We start from the raw sequence: 22,895 nt of genomic DNA, 5'->3' as shown, positions 1-22,895 counted from the left end.
CGTTTGGGTGACGATCCACACCCTTGTCAGGCTTGACAGGGGCGGAAACAGTGGGGGCTCGATATCAGTCTGCGATGTCGGACAGGTCCGGAGGGATCGCCGGATGGCAAATACCCGAACGCACCGAAGTTCAGGCTTGCCGTTCCGGGAAGGTGGCAATGGCTGCAGCGATATCGGCGCGATCCGGCAGGCTGGCTTCATTGCCGAGGTGTTGCACCGCATGGGCAGAGGCGGCCCGGGCGAAGTGGAAATGCTCGGTCCAGGCACCGGTCCGGTTGGACAGATAGGATGCCACATAGGCCCCATGGAATGTGTCGCCGGCGCCGTTTGTATCCACCACCTTGTCTTTCGGCACCGCAAGGGAGGGCATGTGCTGCACGCCGCCTTTGCCCTCATACCAGTACATGCCACGCTCGCCGACCGTTACGCCGCCGACCGGGCAGCCCTTGGCCTTGAGGTAGTCGAGCGTCGCCGGCACGGAGAGGTTCAATTGCTCGCAGAACCGTTCGGAGACAATCGCCACATCGATGAAACCCAGCAGCTCGCTGGTGTTCTCACGCACGGCGCCTCCATCGAGCGAGGTCAGGATGCCGGCGTCCCGGCAGGCCTTGGCATAATGAAGGGCGGCATCGGGCATGTGGCCGTCCAGATGCAGAGCCTGGCAGCCCGTGAGGGTGAGGGGCGGGAAGGGGTGCAGGAAGTCGTTGTCGCGGCAGCGCACGATGGCGCGCTTGCCGTCCTTCGGCATGATGAAGGACAGGGATGATTCGCGCACCTTGCGCCCATGCACAGAAATCCCGTAGCGCGCCGCCATGTCGAGGAACATACGCGCCAGCCAGTCGTCTGCCAGCGAGCACAACAGGTCTGGGCGGGCACCGAGCTTGGCGCAGGCGAAGGCCGCCGTGACGGCGTTTCCGCCAAAACTGACGGAATAATCATGCGCAATCGCCTTCTCGTCTCCGGTTGGCAGAACATCCGCGAGGAAGGTGATGTCTATGTAGGACTGACCGATGAACAGGGCACGCATGCCAATCTCCCAGCGACAAACGTCAAATCATGTATAGTTCTGCGAGTCTCGACCCGCGCCGTTCAAACGATGTTTACGTCTGTGGCGCAAGGTCGCAAGGACCAATCAGAGGTGTAAGCTGCGCCGTGTCCCGTCGCTACATGATCTTTCTTCGGGCTGTCGGGGTGTCCCTTTTGTTGGCGCTCGCGCCTTTGCTTGCGGCAAATTTTGTCCTCGACAACTATGCGCTGACCAATGCCCGCACCGAAATGACGGCGATGGCCGAACGCTACGTTGCCCGTGGTGAGAATGCCATTTCCAGTGCCGTCGCGATTCTGCAGAAGCTGCACCGCAACACAGCCGTCACCTGTTCGCGCGAGGACCGGCAGATATTCATCGCTGCCATCAGCGAACTGGGCTACCTGCAGCGGATCGGCCTTGTTGATCACAACGGCGTGCGCATGTGCATCGTGCCCGATGGTCCGATTGGCGGCGAGGCGATCCTTCCGGCCTTGCGGCCAGATGCGCCTCTGGTCGGCATCGGCATGCTGGAGCAGCAGTTCCTCGGCACCCATGTTGCCGTGGTCAGCTGGAACCTTGGCAATTCCAACCGCCTGTTTGCCGAAGTTTCCCCCGCCGCGATCGCCATCGACGCCGGGCCGGAATACCTGCGTGCTTTCCGAAGGGCGGAGTTGCGGCTGGGCAATGACGTGCCCTGGATGTCTGTGGGTGGTTACAGTTCCGAACTGGCGGATCCCGACCAGGTGATCACGGTGGAATTGTCCTCCGCGCGGTACCCGCTCAAAGCCGTTGTGGTGGCCCCGCGCACGGCCGCAATCAGCCTGGTAAAGGACCTGAAGATGATCGTGGCCACCGCCAGCGCCGGCTTTGCCTTGGTCTTCATCGGCATTGGCGTCTGGTTCTCGTGGCGTCCGGACAGCGAGGCGGATGACGAGTTCATCGCGGCCATCAAGCGCAAGGAATTCATTCCCTATTACCAGCCTGTCATGGACATCGAGACCGGCCGGTTGCGCGGCTGCGAGGTGCTGATGCGCTGGCGCCGGCTGGATGGTACCATGGTGTCGCCTGGCCAGTTCATGCCCTATGCCGAGACCACAGGCCATATCTTCGAAATGACCCGCCTGTTGATGCGCCAGACCGTGACCGAAGTCGGCGAACTCTATGCCGAGAATCCGGATCTGAAACTCTCCGTCAATCTCTTCGCCGGGCACTTCGATGATCGAAGAATCATTGAGGATATCAAGGAGATATACGGAAAATCTCCGATTGCGTATCAGCAGATCGTGGTTGAGGTGACCGAGCGTCTGCCCTTGCAGGATCTTGAACTTGCCCGCAAGCTGATTGCCGAGATGCAGGCCCTTGGCGTCCGCGTGGCCCTTGATGACGTCGGCACCGGTCACGGCGGCATGGCCTATCTGCAGAAGCTCGGCATCGACATCATCAAGATCGACAAGATGTTCATCGACGCTCTTGGCACGGATGACAGCTCCACCACCATCGTCGATTCCATGGTGGAACTCGCCGACAATCTCGGCATGGGCATCATCGCCGAAGGCGTGGAGCGCATGGAGCAGGTCGAGCGCCTGCGCGAACTCGGCGTCACCGCAGCCCAGGGCTATCTTTTCGCCCCGCCGCTTCCCGGCAAGCTTTACATCGATCTCGCCAATGCCCTCACCGCTGGCGGCACCATCCGGTCGGCCAGTGAGGACGACGAGGAAGCCGCCTGACCATTGGCCAGACCATTAGCGCCGGCAGGCGATGCCCGGGAAGGCCCGGGAAGGCCCGGGAAGGCTTGAGCGCTGTTCTGCAACGCCTGCGCTGCGGGCCTTATCTGACCTAGCGGAAACTTCATCCTTTTCAGTCAAGTTATTGATCTGATTTTGAAAAATATGAACCTCCGGATCCGCAATCCGTGAGTTGGATGCGGCTATTCGGCGTTAGGAAATTGTTAAGCGTTCCATAACCCGGAAATATGAGCTCGCGGACTGTCCCGGCGCAGCATTGCAGGCCAGGCGCGCCGGCGGCAGGAACTGCCCCGCTCAGCCGGTGGCCATCCGATCTGCCCGCCGCTCCGCAATGTTCCGATCCGGAGCGGTGACGAACAGCTCCGCGATCGGATCGGCATGGGCCCCGCCCACTGACAGAGGCTGCGACAGCTTGGAGCCATCACGGTAGAGCGCGATCGCCTTGAGCCCCAGGTCAAAGGCCAGCCGGTAAGCCGCCTCGCAGTCCGCAACGCTCGCCTGGCGGGGCAGGTTGACCGTCTTGGAGATGGCGCCGGACAGGAAGGGCTGCGCTGCCGCCATCATCCGAACATGCGCCTCCATCGTCAGCCAATGTGTGCCATTGCGACCGCAGGCCGTGGCGCAATCAAAGACTGGCAGGTGCTCGGGCCGCAGGTGCGGCGCGCCCTCGACGGTCTGCAGGCCGCAGGCATGGGCGCTGGCAACCTCCAGTTCCATCCGGCTGAAGCCAAGGGCTTGCGGCAGGTCGAAGTCCGGCCGGGGCACCGCCTCTGGCGCGAGGCCAAGCGCCGCAGCCGTTGCCTCGACGCCGAGCACCGTCGGGGTCAGCACATCGCGCAGATGTGACGCACTCGGCAGGGCGGCCTCGAGCGCATCAAGGCTGTCCTGCGGCACGCCCTTGGCTGCCAGCGCCGCCAGGTTGATCGCAGGCGCCTGGACCAATGTACCATGCCCGACCACATGGGCGACAATGTCGCGAACCTCATGTTCGGGATATCCGAGCTGGCGCAGCGCATCCGGGACCATCGCATTGATGATCTTGAAGAACCCGCCGCCGGCCAGGGTCTTGTATTTCACCAGGGCGAAGTCCGGTTCAATCCCGGTCGTGGCGCAGTCCATGACAAGGCCGATGGTGCCGGTCGGCGCGATCAGGCTGACCTGTGCATTGCGCCACCCGTGCTTTGCCCCCTCTGCCAACGCGGCGTCAAAGGCAGTGGTCGCCGCCTCTGCGAGGCCGGTATCCTCAAGGGACGCAAGATCCAGCGCCAATGGCGGCTTGTGCAGGTCCTCATAGGCCTCAAGGCTGGTTTCCCCGCGTGCTGCCTTCTGGTGGTTGCGCAAGACCCGCGCCATGGCCGCCGTGTTGCTCGCCAGCCCCGGGAAGGCGCCGAGGCGTTCGGCAAGCTCCGCCGAGGTCGCATAGGCGGTTCCGGTCAGGATGGCCGTGAGCGCAGCCGCCGTGGCCCGCGCCCGGTCGCTGTCATAGCCGAGCCCCAGCGACATCAGGAGACCGCCGAGATTGGCATAGCCAAGGCCCAGCGGCCGGAATGCATGCGTGTTCTGCGCCACCGCCCGGGAGGGGTGTTGCGCCATGCTGGTCGAGATGTCGAGGCTGATGGTCCACAGCCGCACCGCATGCCGGTAGGCCCTGATGTCGATATGGCCGTCGGCCTTGCGGAAGGCCATCAGGTTGAGCGAAGCCAGCACGCAGGCACTGTCATCGAGGAACATGAACTCCGAGCAGGAGTTGGATCCGTTGATCCGGCCGCCGTTCGGGCAGGTGTGCCAGTCGTTGATGGCGGTGTCGAACTGCAGCCCCGGATCGGCCGAAGCCCAGGCCGCCCGCGTGATCCGCTGCCACAGCGCCCTGGCCGAGATCGCGCGGCCCTGGCCTGGTCCGGTCCGCCCGGCCAGATGCCAGGGCGCGTCCGCATCCACCGCCGCCAGAAACCTGTCCGGCAGGCGAACCGAGTTGTTGGCGTTCTGTCCGGCGACCGTACGATAGGCCTCTGAATCCCAGTTGATGTCATAGGTCTTCATCTCGAGCGCATCCCCGCCCTGCCTTGCATATTGCAGGATGCGCTGGATGTAGCTGTCGGGAATGAGGGCCGACCTGGCATCGGCCAGCGCCTGGTCGAGGTCCCGCTTGAAGGCCGCATCGGCAAAGTGGCGTTCATGCAGCTGGGTGATGAGGTCATTGAGCCGGGTGAGGCACTGTTTGGCGAGCTTTGAGCCGGCGACCAGTGCAGCGACTTTCTCTTCTTCCTGCACCTTCCAGTCGATGAAGGCCTCGATATCCGGATGGTCGATGTCGACCACCACCATCTTGGCGGCCGCACGGGTGGTGGCTCCGGTCCGGAGGCTGCCGGCTGCCACGTCGCCCACTTTCAGGAAGGACAGGAGACCGGCCGAGCGTCCGCCATGGTCCAGCGGTTCGCCGGCCCCGCGCAGGCGCGAGAAATTGGAGCCGACGCCAGACCCGTACTTGAACAGCCGCGCCTCGCGGACCCACAGGTCCATGATGCCGTTTTCCTTCACCAGATCGTCCTCGACCGACAGGATGATGCTGGCGTGCACTTGCGGCCGTTCATAGGCGTTGGGCGAGGGGATCGCCGTGCCGGTCACAAGGTCTATCGTCCAGTGGCCTTGCGCCTCGCCGGCAATGCCATAGGCCCAGTGCAGCCCGGCGTTGAACCACTGCGGCGAGTTGGGCGCGGCGACCTGCAGCGCCATCATCGCCCGCATCTCGTCGTGGAAGGCGCGCGCATCGTCTTCGCTGGCAAAGGTTCCCGTCTTCCAGCCCCAATAGGTCCAGGCTCCGGCCAGCCGGTCGAAGGCCTGCCGGGCCGATGTTTCCCCGCCCGACCGCAGCGCCTCAGGCAGGTCCGCCAGCGCCGCCTCGTCTGCGACCTGGCGCTGCAGCCACTCCGGCACGCCCGCCTCAGCCACCCGTTTCAGCCGCGCCGGGACGCCGCGCCGGCGCAGGTATTTCTGGCACAAGACATCGGCCGCCACTTGCGAGAACTGGGCTGGAACCTCGATGCCCTCCATGCGTGACAGCACCCGCCCGTCCGGACTGCGCACTTCACTGGTGTGGGTCCGGAAGCTGATGTCGCTGTAGGCGCAGTTTCCCGCGCGGGTGAAATGACGCTGGATCCGCATGGTTTACCCCTCACGCATAACCTGGCCCGGGTCAGGATTCGGTGCCGTCGCAGGGGATGTTAATCTTTTGTTAACCCATGACAATCATTGCAAATGCAATGAATGCGCGCCAAGCGGGAGTTCCGGTTGCGAAATCTGCGTGTACGACGGTTGTGATCCGGTAAGCCCTTGTGCGCGCTTGGGCGTGCCGCTGTTAACGATATTTCATGAATCTTGGAGGGGAGGCTCGCCCGGGCAGGGACGGTTGCCGGAGTTCCAGAGGCTGCCGTTCAGGCCACCCGGCCAGAAGCCGGAACAGTGAGGGATGCGGAGGTCTGCAGGCTATAGGCGAGGCTGCCCAGTTGGGGCGAAACGTCAGCGGTCACCGGCTCCGAGGGGGCATCCGGCTGTGTCCCAAGGGCCGATCTGGCCGCGATGGCGCCATCAATCGCGCGGATGACTTTCGGGTCATTCAGCCTGTCGATGCCATCCTCCAGGGCGTCCAGCACGCCTTTTCGGTCGCGGCGGATCTTGTCATCCCTGTCGCCCTTGCCAAGCTTGTGCAGGAGTTCAATCTGACCGGCGAGATACTTGATCTCCTTGCCGATCTTTTCAAACTCGTCCCGTTCCAGCTTCATCGCCTCGGCCCGGCCGCCGGCGACCATGATCTCCTCGCGCATCTGTTCGCTGACATAGGACAGCACCGCCTTGCGCAGGTCCTGTTGCCGGTCGGCCTGCGGGTCCGCCGCATCCGCGCCTTCCGGATCGTCGGCGTCGGCCGTCTTCGTGGGGTCTGGCTGGCGGGCAGGATCGGTCTGGTTCACCGGTGCGGCTCCCGCCAGCATCTCGGCAGTTGCGGCGCCGCCATCGGGCTGGATCAGCCCGGAACCGGCAGCGGCGGCGGCGGGGGAGGCGAGGGACTGGGCCTCGCTGCCAAGCTCCTTCGCTGCGCCCTTGAACTCCTTGGCGAGCTGCTTCAGCTCCTTCATCAGCGCTTTTGCCTGTTGCGGCGAGGCAAAGCGGATGCGCTCCTTCAGTTGCTCGATCTTTTCCTTCAGCCGTGCGACCTTCTCGCCGCGCGCGCCATCCCTCGCACTTTCCATCGAGCGCTGCAGGCTCTGGCTGGTCTCGACGCTTTTCTTGATGTCCTCGACCAGCTCGTCGCTGAGGGTCAGGCCGGGCAGGGGGCCCTGTGACTTGCCGCCTGCACCCGACAGCCCGCCGCTGTTGCCAGTTCCAGTGCCAGTGGCACGGGTCATCCCGCCGCCGGCAAAGCTCATGGCTGTCTTCAGGCTGTTCAGGATCATCATCGGCTGGCTCCTTGGCCGAGACCTTCGGAATCACCGTTGCAAGGATTCCCTTTCCAGAAGGTTAACTTCGCTGGCGGCGCGGTGCCAGGTGTCGATACGCACCGTGCCGCCGCCAGGCCTTGTCCCGGCCCTCCTGGCCTAGATCCACCAGCTGTAGGGCAGGACCGGTGACGACGCACCACCTGGCAGGGTTTTCCAGGCGATGCTGGAGCCGAACCCGGAATCTCCCGGTTTCTGGAACACCCAGGCTCCCGGAGGGGTGCTGTTGCCAAACCGGATCGTGTAGGTTGCCCCGCCCGAGGCTTGGTCCAGCTCCGCCAGCGACAGCTCGTCCTGTGCGGCCGGCAGCACCAGCACCACTTCGCCCGGTTGTTCCTCGACAATTGTGAAAGTGAGCCCGGCCTTTGGTTCAACGCGGAACAGTTCGGCGATCGCCCCGCGCGGATCCTCTATCAGCTTGGCGCGGAAGGCCGCGTCCGTCTCCGCCTGCGTGCGGATGACATCCTCCACATCGGCGCGGTTCCAGGAGGTTTGCTCTGTCATGGCAGGGTCCTTTGTGTGGGATCAGAACGGAAAGAACGGACGGCCCGGCCGCAGGAACACGTTGCCCATGGCATTGGGGCCGCCGGGCATCTTGGTGTTGGCCCAGGTGACGGAATCAACGATCTGGCCATTGACGCCGGTAAAGCCGCCGGACGCTTGCGCCAGCTCTGCCTCGGAGAGCTCGTCGGTCTCCATCGCGCCCGCCCGCGGCAGCACCAGCACCACCTCGCCCGGTTGCTCCTCGATCACCCGCAGCTTCAGCCCCGGCAGGGGCGCCAGCCGGAACGCCTCGGCAATCGCCGCCAGCGGATCGGCCACAAGCGCTGCCCGGAACACCGGATCCACCGCCGCCCTGTCCTGAATCACCCGCTCAAGGCTCTGGCCTGCGGGCGTCTCCTGTGCCGGCTGGGTCTGAGGCATCGGGTGAATGTCTGTCGCGTCACGCATCTAGGGTCTCCTGTCGTCAGCCAGACCGTTTGGGTCTTGCCGCTTCATGACCCCACACTGCCCGACCTCGCCGCCCTTGCGGGGATTGGACCTTGAAACTTTCAGGGTCGGAAGATGGATGCCCCACCCACCGCGCCGCCCCGGCCCAGATCGCAAACAGAAGCCCGGGGGCCCGTTCCCTGTCCTCAAGCCCAACCCCCTCGTCGCTCCTGCGCAGCCAGGAGCCCAGTAACCACCGGACTGTGTTGCTGAAATTCAGATCCCCACCACACACCACCAGCCCCGATTACTGGGCTCCTGCCTTCGCAGGAGCGACGAGACTGGCGGGTGTGCGCCCCTGACAGGTCCCGGCACAGGGCCGGGACAGCGCGTTGGGTAAGATGGGCAATCGGATCGTGCCTCACCACCGCGCCGCCCCGGCCTTGAGCCGGGGCCTGTTCCGTGTCCTCAAGCCCAACCCCCATCGTCGCTCCTGCGCAGGCAGGAGCCCAGTAACCACCGGAGTGTGTTGCTGAAATTCAGATCCCCACCACACACCACCCGCCTCGATTACTAGGCTCCTGCCTTCGCAGGAGCGACGAGACCGGCGGCTGTGCGTCCCTATATCGTAAATAAGTAAGATGAAATAGTAGCTCAAGTAGCTACAATACGGCAACGAAAATGAATAAGTGATGAAAGCGATTGAATTAAAAATTTTACTTTAGAGACTTAAATGAGATATCTGATTGATAATAACTAAGCAATTGAAATCATTGAAAAAATCTCCATCTCATCGATCCAAGATTTCCAAAGAAAATCTCTCGTATTTGGGTCTGTCCAATACATCATATCTGTCGGATGGTGAAACTTGGAATCTAAGTATCGAACTCTTGTGCCGCGGATGGCTTGAAGTGTAGTGGCATTTATGTGTGCAGAAGAGTTTCTACAGATTTGTAAGTCTTTTATTCGTTGACAAACCGATAGTGCTGACAAGATGACTTTATCGTTACTGCATCCAATGCTTGAAGTTACGAGGTGCATTTTCACCACGTCTCCCCAAGTGTGTTCTAGGTGGCTTCCGCTTAGTGAGTGGATTTTTTTAATTTGTTCTCCTTTGGAAAGCCGTTGCGCTATGTAAGCAATCTCCATTTCTTGGCGACCGACATACGGGGAAGTCGTAAGGTTGCCTGCTTTAGTTATTGCTCCTTGAGCCGACTGAACAAGCAAATCGCGGCAAAATTTACACCAAACCTGCCATAACGATGAGATATAACCTTCTTGTAGAGCAAGTTTGTCAAGCCGATACGTAAGTTTCGAACTATAAACATGGCGATCAAACCCCGCATCAAGGGTTCGAACGCGCGAGTGGAACTTCTTTTGAGTTATCTCAAGAGAGGTCGGCATCCACTGAATCCGGAACATCAACTCCAAGAATGCGAAGGATCGCCGCAACCCGAGCAGTTCGACGCGCTTTTCTGTCAGTAGTGCTCAAGCATCCCCAGACATATTTTGCGTGTCTTCCATCGGTCTCTTTTGCTTCGTGTGCTCGTGCAAGTTCGCTCAGTTGCTGGCATGCATGATCAGTGTTGAATGCAAAACTCCCAATGCAGTGAGCATTCCATTCCTCGGTTATACGTTTAATTCCAAAGCGACTATGCATCAAAGCAGTAATCAATGAGTGAAGAGCGTAGGGTTTCATAATGAATGTTCTACGTAGCTCGCTAAAATTTTCAATAATAAAATTAATGGTATCTGTGAACATTTCCCTGTACAGGGCGGCTTGTATGAAATTCTCATCATACTCGCGATAGAGGTCGCGCAAATCTTTCGGGGCGGCGCTAACAACACCCTTTTCGATCGCTACGACGCAATCTGCTAACAATGCGGCATCAGACATGCGGACAATTTGTCTGTTGGTGAAAACGCCAAACTCCACAAAGAACTCATTAAAATGATCAGAGACTTCATTTATAAACCACTTGAAATTTCCTTGGAACGACGAGTGTCTTTTTTCGGCTTCGTTCAGTGGAAGAGTGTAAGCGTTCATTCGACGAAACATTTGCAATATTTCAGAATGATTAGCGTTCCGTATAACATCTACAGACACGGCATAAGAAAGAAATCTTTGTTGATCTTCTTCATCCAAATCTTGAAATCGCATACCTGTGCGGGCAGCGTCTGCACTCAGTGCGAATTGGTTCGCATAGTATCTTTGTATTGCGCTGATGCGCTGTTGTCCGTCGACAATTTCCTTGCGCACAGAGCGCTCTTTTCTATCGAAAAATTCATACATATAAATTTTAGGGAAAGGAAAGCCCTGTAAGATCGTATCGATGAAATAACTACTTGCACCAATTGGCCACAGTTCAGATCCGCGCTGATAATCACGATTGACAATCAACTCGCGGCGGTCAAGCATTTGTATGATTTCAATTATGCTGTAATTGTTGTTTACAATCTGCACTGTGCTTGGCTTTCGTAATATAGAGAACCCGAAGGCTCATTCGGCGCTGCATGCATCACATGTTTAAAATTGACACCGATTCTTTATAAGATCAACTTAGATTTGAATGTTGATGAAAATTGTAGAATTGATCAATGTCGGCAGTGTTGTATTGTGATGCAACTAAGATAGTGATTTGACGAAATAAGAATTTCATTGAAAATATATTAGGGTTCATTTCGGAGAATATTTGATTTTTCGAAGTTGCTATGACTGGTAATAAACTTGCCAATTCATAGATATTTTATGCGCCAAACAAAAACCCGCCCATCATCCCTGACAGGCGGGTTTTTCCGTTTTCAGATTTCCCCCGAGCCGCCCGCTGACCGTTTCAGCCGGGGCGGCTCAGGATCACCTCAAACCCTCAACTGCACCCGCTCGTCGAGCCACAGGTGTCGCATTTCAGGCAGGTGCCGTTGCGGACCATGGTGAAGTTGCCGCATTCCGAGCAGCTTTCGCCTTCATAGCCCTTCATCCGGGCCTGGGCGATGCGCTCGGCGGCGGAGGAGGGGGCGGCCTGCGGGGCAGGGGCGGTTTCCAGTTTCAGGGCCACTTCCGTGTTGCCCGAGCGGGCAAAGGCGGTGGCGACGGCCGAGGTCTGGGCGACCGGCTGGGTGGCCGCCTTCACCGGAGCAACCGACAGTGATCCTGCCAGTGAACCGGCCGGCTCGCCGCCGGCCGGGACCAGGCGGAAGCGTTCGGTCTGGCCGCGCACGAGGCCGTGCGAGACGACGCCCGGTTCGCTGCCACGGCCCTCGTTCGGGCCCGAGCTCATGGCCGTGTTGCCGATGGCCTCGGGGGCCACATGGGCAAGGTCATGACGGCCGAGGTAGGACACGGCCAGCTCGCGGAAGATGTAGTCGAGGATTGAGGTCGCGTTCTTGATCGCCTCGTTGCCCTGCACCATGCCCGCCGGCTCGAACCGGGTGAAGGTGAAGGCGTCGACATATTCCTCCAGCGGCACGCCATATTGCAGGCCGAGCGAGATGGCGATGGCGAAGTTGTTCATCAGGGAGCGGAAGGCGGCGCCTTCCTTGTGCATGTCGATGAAGATCTCGCCGAGGCGGCCATCCTGGTATTCGCCGGTGGTCAGATACACCTTGTGGCCGCCGACGCGGGCCTTCTGAGTGTAGCCCTTGCGCCGGTCCGGCATCTTCTCGCGCGAGCGGATGGTGCGCTCGATGATCCGCTCGACGATGCGTTCGGCGATGACTTCCGCCTTGGCGGCCATCGGCTTGGCAGCGATGGCTTCGGCGGCCTCTTCCGCGTCCTCGTCCTCGTCGGCGATCAGCTGCGAGTTCAGCGGCTGGCTCAGCTTGGAGCCGTCGCGGTAGAGCGCATTGGCCTTCAGCGCCAGGCGCCAGGACAGCATGTAGGCTTCCTTGGCGTCCTCGACGGTGGCGTCATTCGGCATGTTGATCGTCTTGGAGATCGCGCCGGAAATGAACGGCTGGGCCGCCGCCATCATGCGGATGTGGCTTTCCACCGACAGGTAGCGCTTGCCGATCTTGCCGCAGGGGTTGGCGCAGTCGAAGACGGCGTAATGCTCCTTCTTCAGGAACGGCGCGCCTTCCAGCGTCATGGCGCCGCAGACATGGGTGTTGGCAGCCTCGATCTCGGCCTTGGAGAAGCCGAGGAAGGCGAGCAGCTCGAACGCCGGGTCGTTCATCTGCTCGCCCGAGACGCCGAGCGCAGCCATCTGCTCGTCGCCAAGCGTCCAGCGGTTGAAGACGAACTTGATGTCGAAGGCCGACTTCAGCGAGCCCTTCAGCTTGGCGATGCTCTCGTCAGTGAAGCCCTTGGCCTTCAGCGCTGCCGGATGGATGCCGGGCGCCTGGTCAAGCGAGCCGTGACCGACCGCATAGGCCTCGATCTCGGCGATTTCGCTGGCGCGGTAGCCGAGCACTTCGAGCGCTTCCGGCACGGCGCGGTTGATGATCTTGAAGTAGCCGCCGCCGGCCAGCTTCTTGAACTTCACAAGGGCGAAGTCCGGCTCGATGCCGGTGGTGTCGCAGTCCATGACGAGGCCAATGGTGCCGGTGGGGGCAATCACGGTCGTCTGGGCGTTGCGGTAGCCGTGCTTCTCGCCGAGCTCCAGCGCGCGGTCCCAGGCGAGCTTGGCGCGCTCGATCAGGATCTGGTCCGGGCAGTTGGCATGGTCCAGCGGCACCGGGTTGGTGGAGAGCAGCTCATAGCCGGCTGCCTCGCCATAGGCGGCGCGGCGGTGGTTGCGCATGACGCGCAGCATGTGGGCGGCGTTGTCGCCATAACCCGGGAAGGCGCCGAGCTCGCCGGCCATTTCGGCTGAAGTTGCATAGCACACGCCGGTCATGATCGCGGTCAGCGCGCCGCAGAAGGCGCGGCCCTCGTCGCTGTCATAGGGAATGCCGGCAGTCATCAAGAGGCCGCCGATGTTGGCATAGCCAAGGCCGAGCGTGCGGTAGCGGTAGGAGAGTTCGGCAATTTCCTTGGACGGGAACTGCGCCATCAGCACCGAGACTTCCAGCACGATGGTCCACAGGCGGACGGCATGCTCGTAGTTCGTGACGTCGAAGGAGCGGTCCGGCCGGCGGAACTGCAACAGGTTCAGCGACGCCAGGTTGCAGGCCGTGTCGTCGAGGAACATGTATTCCGAGCAGGGGTTGGATGCGCGGATCTCGCCCGAGGCCGGGCAGGTGTGCCAGTCGTTGATGGTGGTGTGGTACTGGATGCCGGGATCAGCGGACGCCCAGGCGGCATAGCCGATCTGCTCCCACAGCTCCTGCGCCTTCAGGGTCTTCATCACCCTGCCGTCCTTGCGGGCGGTCAGGTCCCAGGTGCCATCGTCCACCACGGCCTTCAGGAAGCCGTCGGTGACGCGTACGGAGTTGTTGGAGTTCTGGCCGGCCACGGTCAGATAGGCTTCCGAGTCCCAGTCGGTGTTGTAGACCGGGAATTCGATCGAGGTGTAGCCCTGGCGGGCGAACTGGATGACGCGGCGGATGTAGTTTTCCGGCACCATCATCTTCTTGGCAGCGCGGATCTCGCGCTTCAGCGCCGGGTTCTTGGCCGGGTCAAAGCACTCGCCATTGTCGGCCTCGCAGTTGACGCAGGCCTTCATGATCGCGGTCAGGTGCTTCTGGCAGATCTTGGAGCCGGTGACGAGCGCGGCCACCTTCTGCTCTTCCTTCACCTTCCAGGAGATGTAGTCCTCGATGTCCGGGTGGTCGACGTCGACCACGACCATCTTGGCCGCGCGGCGCGTGGTGCCGCCAGACTTGATGGCACCGGCTGCCCGGTCACCGATCTTGAGGAAGCTCATCAGGCCGGAGGAGCGGCCGCCGCCGGACAGCTTCTCGCCTTCACCGCGCAGGCGCGAGAAGTTGGAGCCGGTGCCGGAGCCATACTTGAACAGGCGCGCCTCGCGCACCCACAGGTCCATGATGCCGTTCTCGTTGACGAGATCGTCCTCGACCGACTGGATGAAGCAGGCATGCGGCTGCGGGTGTTCATAGGCCGAGGTCGAGCGGGTCAGCTCGCCGGTCTGGAAGTCGACGTAATAGTGGCCCTGGCCGGGACCGTCGATGCCATAGGCCCAGTGCAGGCCGGTGTTGAACCACTGCGGGCTGTTCGGCGCCACCTTCTGGGTCGCCAGCATGAAGCGCAGCTCGTCAAAGAAGGCGCGGGCGTCGGCTTCGCTGTCGAAATAGCCGCCCTTCCAGCCCCAGTAGGTCCAGGTGCCGGCGAGACGGTCGAAGACCTGGCGGGCGTCGGTCTCGGAGCCGAAACGCTCCTTCTCGGGCAGGCCGGCGAGGGCAGCCATGTCGGCTTCCTGGCGCCACAGCCAGGACGGAACGGTGTTTTCCTCGACAGCCTTCAGGCGTGCGGGCACACCGGCCTTGCGGAAATACTTCTGGGCAAGAATGTCGGCCGCGACCTGCGAAAACTGCGCCGGAACTTCAATGTTTTCCAGGCGGAACACGATGGAGCCGTCCGGATTGCGGATCTCGCTCGTGGTCGTCGTGAACTCGATGTCAGCGTAGGGTGACTGTCCGTCCCTGGTGTAACGCCGCTCAATCCGCATTCCCATGCCCCCTTCGCTACGCCATATGGGACGCCCTCGGGCGTCCATCGAGGCAAACAGAACCTGAGCCTGGACAGCATATGCTTCCAGACGGTGACCTGTCGCCGCCCTGTTTCATGGGGCCCCGGTCTTGTCGCGGGGCCTGCCAGTTGTTCAATTCCGGCTGCAGTTCAAAAGCTGCAGCTGCCACAGCCACACACAGCACCTGCGGCCAGCTTCCAGTCCGGGTAGGCCGGATAACACGGCAAACATGGGTGATCCGCCTGGTCTGGGATCGACCGGGCGACGACGCCATATCAACTTGTTACTGGAGGGGGGCAGGAAGACATCCGGCCCCGGTTACGCACACTTGATGTTTGCGACATTAGTGTGAATCGTTCGTTACCGTCAAGCTGCGAAGGGCTATCCATTGTGTGTTAGCCGGCCACTCAATCTAAATATTGTGGTGGCTGTGGAAATCGGGGAGTTTGGTGGACAACTCTCTGCAAGCCGCCCGACGAACCGGTTTTGCAGCCGGATCAGGGACTTCGGCGCCACTGCTTGCTGGCGATGCTAGCTTCATCCGTTTTGGTGACAATTTGACGAAAACCCGTGCGGCGCAATTGAACGGGGTTTAAGTGCCACCATGCGATGCGTAGGGCCTCGGTCTGTGTTGGGGGCCCGCAAGCGCAAATGAAATATCATCATGCCGCCTATGGCTTGCCGCTGGAAGCGCTCGACGTGGTCATCGTCGAGGACTCGCGCCAGATGCAGGCGATCCTCAGATCCATCCTGCTCAGCTTCAAGGTGGAGCGTGTCCGCGTCTTCGACACGGTTGATTCGGCGCTCGAGGCCATGCTGACCGAGCCGCCCAATCTCATTCTGGCCGACTGGAAAATGGAACCGGCCAGCGGATACCAGTTGTTGCGCCTGATCCGGCACAAGAACATGGCGCCCTTGTGCTTCGTCCCGTTGCTGTTCATCACGGCGCACGGCACGCGGGCCCTGGTCGACAAGGCCTTGCGTGCGGGTGCGCATCATCTTCTGGTGAAGCCTGTGTCGCCTTCGATGCTGTATTCGCGCCTGCGCTGGCTTTTGAACGACAGCCGCGAGTTCGTGCCGGATCGCCACGGCTTCTATACCCTGGACGGGGTCGGCGACGTGCTTGATGCCCAGGCAGGGAAACTGCAGACGCTGGACAGTGCCCGCGCCTATCACGAGCGCGCCACGCGCAAGTATCAGGAAGCGCTGGAGGCGGTGGAACTGGTGTTCAACGCTGATCTGCAGCAGCAGACTGATTCGCCCAAGGCGCGGCAACCCGCTCGCCAGCCTGCGGCCCGGCCCGTTGCCACGATCCCGGCGACTGGTTTGACCAGCACGGTCAAGCGCCCTGACAAGGTCGAGACACCTGCTGCCCGCCGCATCAAGGCTGCAAAGCTCGAAGCATTTGCCGCATTGAAGCAGGCTAAGGCTGACGCCTGAGCCCGCACGAAACCACGGCGGCCCGGTACCCTTGCTAGAAGTGTCACCAGGATGCGGCACTTGACCCGGTTCACCCCAAGCCGCTGGACAGGGGCAGAAACTCCCGTCATATTCCGCGCAAATTTGGCGCAGGCTTGGGCAGTCTGGCCGTCATCCGCAACGCCGGGCCACCGGCCTTTGACAATTGCCGGGGATCCGGCAGGGAGCGCAGACCATGAAGCAGCTTCTGCTCGAGCTTTTCACCTGGTGGAACGGCCAGACCATGGGCACCCGCTTCTTCACCTGGCGCAAGGGTGAGTATGTCGGTGCGGACGAATTCGGCAACAAGTACTACCGCGAGCGTGGCGGCAAGAAGCGCTGGGTCATCTACAACGGCCTGGCAGAAGCCTCGACCATTCCTCCTGGCTGGCATGGCTGGATGCATCACCGCGTTGATGTGGCCCCGACCGAGGAAGCTTATCACCCGAAGTCCTGGCAGGCACCGCATCAGCAGAACCACACCGGCACGCCGGCGGCCTATCGCCCGAAGGGCTCGATCCTGGCCGACAACAAGCGCCCGGAAGTAACCGGCGACTACCAGCCCTGGACCCCGGGCCAGTAAGCGGTCAACGGCGGTCGGCAGCGTTCAAGATCAGACGCTGGATTAAGAAAACCCGCCGATATGGTGGTTCCAGGCTGTTGGCAAACCTGAAGCCTTTCCATCGTCATCCTCGGCCTTGTGCCGAGGATCTATGCAAATCAATGGCTTGCAGATGGTCGGGACAAGCCCGACCATGACGAAAGTGAAATATGCCTGCTTTGTCATTACGCTCAACCCGCCGGACAGGCGGGTTTTTTGTTCTGTCTTGATGCCGCAAAACTTGATGCGCAACGTCAGCGTTTTTCCGACATTGCTTGAGGCATCGAGTACCGCGATTTGCACGACCAGATATCCGAAGGCCTGCCCGCGCCCGTTCGGCCCAAGGCCGCCAGCGATGCGGTGGACAGATCTGACCCAACGGAAGCACAAGGCCCGCGTGAGCGGGCCTGAGGTTGATGACAAACCCGCTTTCGTCATCCAGGGCGCAGCGAAGCGGAGACCCGGGACCGGAGAGCCAAGGTCTCTCCGTCTTCGACCTCTTGAAACATCGATGCCTCGCCTCTCCGGTCCCGGCTCGGCGCTGCGCTTGGCCGGAATGACGAGGCTGAGGTCGAGGTTTGTCAGCAGTTTGAGGCCCGCGTGAGCGGGCCTTTGGCGTTTTCAGGTCGACGGTCCCGATCAATCCTCGTCAGACGACGGGGCCGCGAGCAGCGGCGGCGGCATGTCGAGGCCGAGGCGCTTGTCGAGATAGGTGCCACAGCGCAGCATCAGGTCGTCGATGCTGTTCTCGAAGAAGTGGTTGGCGCCCGGGATCGTCTCGTGATCGATGATGATGCCCTTTTGCGTCTTCAGCTTGTCGACGAGGTTCTGCACGTCCTTCTGCGGCACCACCTTGTCATTGTCGCCATGGACAATGAGGCCCGAGGACGGGCAGGGGGCCAGGAACGAGAAGTCATGCAGGTTGGCCGGCGGCGCCACCGAGATGAAGCCTTCCACTTCCGGCCGGCGCATCAGCAGCTGCATGCCGATCCAGGCGCCGAAGGAGAAGCCGGCGATCCAGCACGCGCGCGCATCGGGGTGAACCGTCTGCACCCAGTCCAGCGCGGCGGCGGCATCCGACAGCTCGCCCTGGCCGTGGTCAAACGACCCCTGTGACCGGCCAACGCCGCGGAAGTTGAAGCGCAGGACGGCGAAGCCGCGCTGCGCGAACATGTAATACATCTGGTAGACGATCTGGTTGTTCATGGTGCCGCCGAACTGCGGGTGCAGATGCAGCACCAGAGCAATCGGCGCATTCCGCCGCTTGGCGGGATGGAAACGGCCTTCCAGACGTCCGGCCGGGCCGTTGAAGATCACCTCGGGCATGAAGCGCGATGTCCTTTTAATTTTCCCGGAGCCAGATCCGGTTCAATGCGGCTCAAGATACGTGAAATCCCGGAGGTCTAAACTTGACTTTCGGGTTCCGAGTTTCTAGAACCTTCTTTAGAATGGTTCAAACTCGGACCGGCGGGCAGGTCGCCTTGCGGTCCGTGTTCGAGCGCTCGGCGCACTTATCATCATCACGGCATGGAAGATCAAGTTTTCCGTTGCCGGTGACGTAATTTGGTCGCGATTCGGACGCTTGGCCCTGAACGCCCCGCTAAAGGATCTTTGGCAAACGGCAATGACCACCGCTGGACACCGCCTGTATCTGGATCACAATGCCTCTGCACCGCTCAGGCCGCTGGCGCGTGCGGCCATGCTCGCGGCCCTGGATGTGTGCGGCAATCCGTCGTCGGTCCATGCGGACGGGCGGCACGCGCGCGGTCTGGTCGAGGCGGCGCGTGAGGCGCTGGCGGCGGCCTGCGGCGTCAAGGCACGTTCCGTGATCTTCACCAGCGGCGCGACCGAGGCCAACACCTTGGCCCTGTCGCAGGCCTGGCAGGGCGCGGACGGCCCGATCTATCCCGAACGCCTGCTGATCTCGGCCGTGGAACACCCGAGCGTCCGCTCCGGCGGCCGCTTTTCGCCGCGCCAGATCCGCACGATCGAGGTTGATGCCGGCGGCCGCATCCGGCTTGACCATCTTGACCAGCTTCTGTCCGAGGGCGGCCCGGCGTTGGTCAGTGTCATGGCCGCAAACAACGAGACCGGGGTGATTCAGCCGCTGGCCGAGATCGGCACCCGCGTCGCTGCCAGCGGCGACCTGTTCCATGTCGATGCCGTCCAGGCTGCGGGCCGTCTGCCGGTCGCGCCGAAGGACTGGCAGGCCCATGCCATCAGCCTTTCGGCGCACAAGGTTGGCGGGCCGCAGGGCATTGGTGCGCTGGTCCTGGCTTCCTCGGCGGTGGCCCCGTCGGCGCTGCTGGTGGGCGGCGGACAGGAGCATCATCGCCGCGCGGGCACGGAAAATGTGGCAGCGATCGCCGGGTTTGGCGCCGTCGCCCGCGAAATTGCCGACTGCCATGCGGAAAGCGCAGAGCTTTTGCGCCTGCGCAACCTTTTCGAACAGGGCCTGCACCATATATGCAGGTCTGCGGTGGTGTTTGGCGACGCGGCCTTGCGCTTGCCCAACACGTCCTGTTTTGCCGTTCCGGGCGTTCCTGCCGAACTGGCACTCATTGCCTGCGACCTCAAGGGCGCGTCGGTGTCCTCCGGCTCCGCCTGTTCGTCCGGCAAGGTCGGGGTGTCGCATGTTCTGGCCGCCATGGGCGTCGACGAGACCCTGGCGCGCTGCGCCATTCGCGTCAGCTTCGGCTGGACGACAACCGAGGCCGATGTTGCCCGGTTTCTTGATCTGTGGGGAGAGGTAGCCAGCCGGCTGAACCCGGCTGCGGTGCAGCATGCCGCCTGAACCGGCCGCATCAAAGCCCGCCCGACCCTGATCCGGGCCTGCAGATGCAGGCCTTCCGAAAGCGCCGCAGACCGCGGCAAAACCAGACGAGCCGGCCCTTGAAGCCGGTGCCATGGAGAGTAGAAATGCCCGCTGTGCAGGAAACAATCGACCGGGTGAAGGCGATTGACGTCGACCAGTACAAGTATGGCTTCGTCACCGATATCGAGTCGGAGACGGGCGCGCGCGGCCTCAGCGAGGAAACCGTCCGCTTCCTGTCGGCGAAGAAGAACGAGCCGGAGTGGATGACCGAATGGCGCCTCGATGCGCTGCGCCGGTTCCAGACCATGACCGAGCCGACCTGGGCCCGCGTCGACTATCCGCCGGTCGACCTGCAGGATCTCTACTACTGGTCCGCGCCGAAGAGCGTTGTCGGCCCGGCAAGCCTCGACGAAGTCGATCCGGAACTGCTGAAGACCTACGAGAAGCTCGGCATTCCGCTACGCGAGCAGGAAATCCTTGCCGGCGTCGAGCCGAAGAACCGCGTCGCCGTCGATGCCGTGTTCGACAGCGTCTCCGTCGTCACGACCTTCAAGGACGAGCTGAAGAAGGCCGGCGTCATCTTCTGTTCCATCTCCGAAGCCCTGCGCGAGTACCCGGACCTGGTCCGCAAGTATCTGGGCTCAGTGGTTCCGGTCACGGACAACTACTACGCCACGCTGAATTCCGCCGTGTTCTCGGATGGCTCCTTCGTCTACATCCCGGAGGGCGTGCGCTGCCCGATGGAACTGTCGACCTATTTCCGCATCAACGAGAAGAACACCGGCCAGTTCGAGCGCACGCTGATCATCGCAGAGAAGGGCGCCTATGTGTCCTATCTTGAGGGCTGCACCGCACCGCAGCGCGATGAAAACCAGCTGCATGCCGCCGTGGTCGAGCTGATCGCGCTCGATGATGCCGAGATCAAGTATTCCACCGTCCAGAACTGGTTCCCCGGCGACAAGGACGGCAAGGGCGGTATCTACAACTTCGTCACCAAGCGTGGCGACTGCCGTGGCAAGAACTCAAAGATCTCCTGGACCCAGGTGGAAACCGGCTCGGCCATCACCTGGAAGTACCCGTCCTGCATCCTGCGCGGCGACAACTCGCGCGGCGAGTTCTACTCGATCGCCGTCTCCAACGGTCACCAGCAGGTCGACAGCGGCACCAAGATGATCCACCTCGGCAAGAACACGTCGAGCCGCATCATCTCCAAGGGCATTTCCGCCGGCAAGTCGCAGAACACCTATCGTGGTCTCGTCTCGGCGCACCGCAAGGCCTCGAACGCGCGCAACTTCACCCAGTGCGACTCGTTGCTGATCGGCCAGGACTGCGGCGCACACACGGTGCCCTATATCGAGAGCAAGAACGCCACCGCCCAGTTCGAACACGAGGCAACCACCTCGAAGATCTCCGACGATCAGATGTTCTACTGCATGGCCCGCGGCCTGTCGCAGGAAGAGGCCGTCGCCCTGATCGTCAACGGCTTCGTCAAGGACGTGATCCAGCAGCTGCCGATGGAATTCGCCGTCGAGGCCCAGAAGCTGATCTCGATCAGCCTTGAGGGCTCGGTCGGCTAAAAACGCTCCGCTCGTCATCCTCGGGCTTGCCCCGAGGATCTGCGGCGGCAACGGGAAGGCCACATGTCAGGCTACGTCTACATGATGTCCGACAAGCCGCGAGGGGTGATCTACACCGGCGTGACCAGCGACCTGCCGAAGCGTATCTGGGAGCACCGGGAAGGAACAAGGAAGGGTTTCACGTCGCAGTACAAGGCGAAGAACCTCGTCTGGTTTGAAGTCCACCCCAGTATCGTTCTGGCAATCCAGCGGGAGAAGTCCCTGAAGCGCTACTTGCGAGACTGGAAAATCAGGCTGATCGAGGAACTGAACCCGACCTGGCTCGACCTGTACGAGCGAATGGAAGAAATCGAGAATGTCTACAAGCCGCATGAAAACACGAAGATGTGGGATGACTACAATTAGTCGCAACCATCTTCGGGCCGATGGCTCTGTAGATCCTCGGGACAGGCCCGAGGATGACGAAAGTGGAAGGTTTCGTGGGAATGTTGATGTGGGAGAACCGGTGCCATCGTAGCTGCTGAACAGTTGATCAAGGGTTGTCTGGAAGGGCGCGTTTGCTGAACCGCAGTCTCTCCCTTCGTCATCCTCGGGCTTGTCCCGAGGATCTGCAGAGTTTGATCGAAATGTAGGTACTAGGACGATATCGAGACTTCCAAACGACTGAGCCAGAACACGAGAAAGCGGAATGACTGCAGTTGGTCGTAGCGATCTTCGGTAGGAAGGCTCTGTAGATCCTCGGGACAGGCCCGAGGATGACGGAGTAGACATTTGCTGTCTTCGTGTTGAGCCTGACTTAGGCTGACGCAATTGAACGCCGGAGGCGGGCAGCTGTCCGAATTTCGGCTCTGATACTGATGACGCACGCCGGACCTTGAATCCGGACAGATATGAGGACTATCTCAATGCTTGAGATCAAGAACCTGCACGCCCGCATCGCCGAAGACGGCACCGAGATCCTGCGCGGCATCAACCTGACCGTCAATCCGGGCGAGATCCATGCCATCATGGGGCCGAACGGATCGGGCAAGTCCACCCTGTCCTACATCCTCGCCGGCAAGGAAGACTATGAAGTCACCGAAGGCGAGATCCTGTTCAACGGCGAGAACCTCCTCGACATGGAAGCCGATGCCCGCGCCGCTGCCGGCGTGTTCCTGGCCTTCCAGTATCCGATCGAGATCCCGGGCGTTGCCACGATGGAATTCCTGAAGACGGCCCTCAACGCCCAGCGCAAGGCGCGCGGCGAGGCCGAGCTGTCGATCCCGGACTTCCTGAAGCTGGTCAAGTCCAAGGCGGCTGACCTCAACGTCACCATGGACATGCTGAAGCGCCCGCTCAACGTCGGCTTCTCCGGCGGCGAGAAAAAGCGCTCGGAAATCCTGCAGATGGCGCTGCTGCAGCCCAAGCTCTGCGTCCTCGACGAGACGGACTCCGGCCTCGACATCGACGCCCTGCGCATCGTTTCGGAAGGCGTCAACAAGCTGCGCTCGCCGGAGCGCTCGATGATCGTCATCACCCACTACCAGCGCCTGCTCGACCACATCGTGCCGGACGTCGTCCATGTCCTGTCGAAGGGCCGGATCGTCAAGACCGGCGGCAAGGAGCTGGCGCTGGAGCTGGAAAAGAACGGCTACGCTGACTACGTCGGCGAAGCAGCCTGAGCGG

At 61.5% G+C, this 22,895-nt stretch carries 17 protein-coding genes; 7 read left to right on the top strand and 10 right to left on the bottom strand.

The features are described 5' to 3' along the window. Positions 1-130 precede the first annotated feature (130 nt). On the bottom strand, positions 131-1,027 hold the full coding sequence (locus C8348_RS10150; RefSeq protein ID WP_106753218.1) for a sugar kinase: 897 nt from the start codon (positions 1,025-1,027) through the stop codon (positions 131-133). A gap of 125 nt (positions 1,028-1,152) precedes the next feature. Here C8348_RS10150 and C8348_RS10145 point away from each other — a divergent pair, with 125 nt between their 5' ends. Next, complete coding sequence (locus tag C8348_RS10145; RefSeq protein ID WP_208983695.1) at positions 1,153-2,754, top strand: EAL domain-containing protein; 1,602 nt, start codon at positions 1,153-1,155, stop codon at positions 2,752-2,754. A gap of 312 nt (positions 2,755-3,066) precedes the next feature. On the opposite strand, the gene C8348_RS10140 is transcribed toward C8348_RS10145, so the two are convergent. The 7 genes from C8348_RS10140 to C8348_RS10115 form a co-directional block, all read right to left on the bottom strand. Next, on the bottom strand, positions 3,067-5,934 hold the full coding sequence (locus tag C8348_RS10140) for an adenosylcobalamin-dependent ribonucleoside-diphosphate reductase (protein ID WP_106753216.1): 2,868 nt from the start codon (positions 5,932-5,934) through the stop codon (positions 3,067-3,069). Positions 5,935-6,203: 269 nt separating this feature from the next. Then, positions 6,204-7,223, bottom strand: coding sequence for a hypothetical protein (locus tag C8348_RS10135; protein ID WP_106753215.1), 1,020 nt, complete (start codon positions 7,221-7,223; stop codon positions 6,204-6,206). 138 nt (positions 7,224-7,361) lie between these two features. Next, a complete protein-coding gene (locus tag C8348_RS10130) occupies positions 7,362-7,766 on the bottom strand; it encodes a hypothetical protein (RefSeq protein WP_198646998.1) in 405 nt (134 codons plus the stop codon). A gap of 21 nt (positions 7,767-7,787) precedes the next feature. Continuing rightward, positions 7,788-8,213, bottom strand: coding sequence for a hypothetical protein (locus C8348_RS10125; RefSeq protein ID WP_106753214.1), 426 nt, complete (start codon positions 8,211-8,213; stop codon positions 7,788-7,790). 735 nt (positions 8,214-8,948) lie between these two features. Then, complete coding sequence (locus tag C8348_RS21945; RefSeq protein ID WP_157950416.1) at positions 8,949-9,596, bottom strand: hypothetical protein; 648 nt, start codon at positions 9,594-9,596, stop codon at positions 8,949-8,951. Further along, the gene (locus tag C8348_RS10120; RefSeq protein WP_106753213.1) at positions 9,580-10,611 is read right to left on the bottom strand and encodes a DUF262 domain-containing protein; all 1,032 of its coding nucleotides are present in this window, start codon (positions 10,609-10,611) and stop codon (positions 9,580-9,582) included. The genes C8348_RS21945 and C8348_RS10120 overlap by 17 nt, the downstream gene beginning before the upstream one ends. Positions 10,612-11,059: 448 nt before the next feature. Then, on the bottom strand, positions 11,060-14,758 hold the full coding sequence (locus tag C8348_RS10115; protein ID WP_106753212.1) for a vitamin B12-dependent ribonucleotide reductase: 3,699 nt from the start codon (positions 14,756-14,758) through the stop codon (positions 11,060-11,062). Positions 14,759-15,430: 672 nt separating this feature from the next. Here C8348_RS10115 and C8348_RS10110 point away from each other — a divergent pair. Further along, positions 15,431-16,219 (top strand): response regulator, encoded by a 789-nt coding sequence (locus tag C8348_RS10110; RefSeq protein ID WP_106753211.1) that lies wholly within the window; start codon positions 15,431-15,433, stop codon positions 16,217-16,219. Positions 16,220-16,433: 214 nt separating this feature from the next. After that, complete coding sequence (locus C8348_RS10105) at positions 16,434-16,820, top strand: NADH:ubiquinone oxidoreductase subunit NDUFA12 (protein WP_106753210.1); 387 nt, start codon at positions 16,434-16,436, stop codon at positions 16,818-16,820. 42 nt (positions 16,821-16,862) lie between these two features. Here C8348_RS10105 and C8348_RS10100 read toward each other — a convergent pair whose 3' ends face one another. Both C8348_RS10100 and C8348_RS10095 read right to left on the bottom strand, forming a co-directional pair. Continuing rightward, complete coding sequence (locus tag C8348_RS10100) at positions 16,863-17,141, bottom strand: hypothetical protein (RefSeq protein WP_106753209.1); 279 nt, start codon at positions 17,139-17,141, stop codon at positions 16,863-16,865. A gap of 336 nt (positions 17,142-17,477) precedes the next feature. Beyond that, the gene (locus tag C8348_RS10095) at positions 17,478-18,164 is read right to left on the bottom strand and encodes an alpha/beta hydrolase (protein WP_106753208.1); all 687 of its coding nucleotides are present in this window, start codon (positions 18,162-18,164) and stop codon (positions 17,478-17,480) included. A 298-nt stretch (positions 18,165-18,462) separates the two neighbouring features. On the opposite strand from C8348_RS10095, the gene C8348_RS10090 reads away from it, so the two are divergent. The 4 genes from C8348_RS10090 to sufC all read left to right on the top strand — a co-directional run bounded on the left by C8348_RS10090 (position 18,463) and on the right by sufC (position 22,891). Continuing rightward, complete coding sequence (locus tag C8348_RS10090) at positions 18,463-19,632, top strand: cysteine desulfurase family protein (protein WP_106753207.1); 1,170 nt, start codon at positions 18,463-18,465, stop codon at positions 19,630-19,632. Between the two features lie 125 nt (positions 19,633-19,757). Then, positions 19,758-21,230 carry a Fe-S cluster assembly protein SufB gene (gene sufB / locus C8348_RS10085; RefSeq protein WP_106753206.1) on the top strand — a complete coding sequence of 491 codons (1,473 nt, stop codon included), beginning with the start codon at positions 19,758-19,760 and terminating at the stop codon, positions 21,228-21,230. A 63-nt stretch (positions 21,231-21,293) separates the two neighbouring features. Then, on the top strand, positions 21,294-21,635 hold the full coding sequence (locus C8348_RS10080; RefSeq protein ID WP_106753205.1) for a GIY-YIG nuclease family protein: 342 nt from the start codon (positions 21,294-21,296) through the stop codon (positions 21,633-21,635). Positions 21,636-22,135: 500 nt separating this feature from the next. Then, positions 22,136-22,891, top strand: coding sequence for a Fe-S cluster assembly ATPase SufC (gene sufC, locus C8348_RS10075; RefSeq protein ID WP_106753204.1), 756 nt, complete (start codon positions 22,136-22,138; stop codon positions 22,889-22,891). Positions 22,892-22,895 lie beyond the last annotated feature (4 nt).

The organism is Pannonibacter carbonis, assembly GCF_003012935.1.
GTDB classification, from domain to species: domain Bacteria; phylum Pseudomonadota; class Alphaproteobacteria; order Rhizobiales; family Stappiaceae; genus Pannonibacter; species Pannonibacter carbonis.
This window is presented reverse-complemented; position numbering and strand designations above follow the sequence as displayed.

Coding starts and splice junctions, on each gene's coding strand:
- C8348_RS10150 (WP_106753218.1), bottom strand. CDS start 1,027: ATGCGTGCCCTGTTCATCGGTCAGTCCTACATAGACATCACCTTCCTC.
- C8348_RS10140 (WP_106753216.1), bottom strand. CDS start 5,934: ATGCGGATCCAGCGTCATTTCACCCGCGCGGGAAACTGCGCCTACAGC.
- C8348_RS10135 (WP_106753215.1), bottom strand. CDS start 7,223: ATGATGATCCTGAACAGCCTGAAGACAGCCATGAGCTTTGCCGGCGGC.
- C8348_RS10130 (WP_198646998.1), bottom strand. CDS start 7,766: ATGACAGAGCAAACCTCCTGGAACCGCGCCGATGTGGAGGATGTCATC.
- C8348_RS10125 (WP_106753214.1), bottom strand. CDS start 8,213: ATGCGTGACGCGACAGACATTCACCCGATGCCTCAGACCCAGCCGGCA.
- C8348_RS21945 (WP_157950416.1), bottom strand. CDS start 9,596: ATGCCGACCTCTCTTGAGATAACTCAAAAGAAGTTCCACTCGCGCGTT.
- C8348_RS10120 (WP_106753213.1), bottom strand. CDS start 10,611: ATGCTTGACCGCCGCGAGTTGATTGTCAATCGTGATTATCAGCGCGGA.
- C8348_RS10115 (WP_106753212.1), bottom strand. CDS start 14,758: ATGCGGATTGAGCGGCGTTACACCAGGGACGGACAGTCACCCTACGCT.
- C8348_RS10110 (WP_106753211.1), top strand. CDS start 15,431: ATGAAATATCATCATGCCGCCTATGGCTTGCCGCTGGAAGCGCTCGAC.
- C8348_RS10105 (WP_106753210.1), top strand. CDS start 16,434: ATGAAGCAGCTTCTGCTCGAGCTTTTCACCTGGTGGAACGGCCAGACC.
- C8348_RS10095 (WP_106753208.1), bottom strand. CDS start 18,164: ATGCCCGAGGTGATCTTCAACGGCCCGGCCGGACGTCTGGAAGGCCGT.
- C8348_RS10090 (WP_106753207.1), top strand. CDS start 18,463: ATGACCACCGCTGGACACCGCCTGTATCTGGATCACAATGCCTCTGCA.
- sufB (WP_106753206.1), top strand. CDS start 19,758: ATGCCCGCTGTGCAGGAAACAATCGACCGGGTGAAGGCGATTGACGTC.
- C8348_RS10080 (WP_106753205.1), top strand. CDS start 21,294: ATGTCAGGCTACGTCTACATGATGTCCGACAAGCCGCGAGGGGTGATC.
- sufC (WP_106753204.1), top strand. CDS start 22,136: ATGCTTGAGATCAAGAACCTGCACGCCCGCATCGCCGAAGACGGCACC.